The organism is Polaribacter sp. BAL334 (genome assembly GCF_015767435.1).
Classification (GTDB): domain Bacteria; phylum Bacteroidota; class Bacteroidia; order Flavobacteriales; family Flavobacteriaceae; genus Polaribacter.
This window is the reverse complement of record NZ_JADWOV010000003.1, coordinates 1-423: the sequence shown is the minus strand read 5'-3', so window position 1 is coordinate 423 and position 423 is coordinate 1. Positions and strand designations below refer to the sequence as shown.

General features: G+C 35.5%; 1 pseudogene. It reads right to left on the bottom strand.

The window, feature by feature from the left end:
* A pseudogene (locus IU405_RS00010) lies at positions 1-423 on the bottom strand (hypothetical protein); the annotation flags it as partial.

The window sequence follows — 423 nt, the reverse complement described above, 5'->3', positions numbered from 1 at the left end:
CACTATTATCTGTTAAAAAAGTAGCACTATTTAAATGAGACGTAAATGGATTTCCAATTAAATTGAAACCATTACTAGCACTTGAAACGGCTACAGAAACATCAGCAGTATTAATTGTTCCAGAGAAAGAAATATCTCCAGTGGCAGTTCTTTTTACTGAATAACCTTGACCATTATTGAAAGTTCCTGAACCTGCTGCTTGTAAATAAGCCCATTGATTGGTCGAAGTTGTATAAGTTGCAATTCCTCTGTTAGAACCTGTTCCAAAGTCAATTCCATTTGCGGTTACATAAGTGTCATTATATGATTGTCCAGCAACCGGGGAAGAAACAAAATACCAGTTTGAAGTTGGTAAATTTCTAGTGTAAGTTACGTTTCCAGTTGATGTCCCATTTACGATTAGTGAACCTCCACTGTTAATAT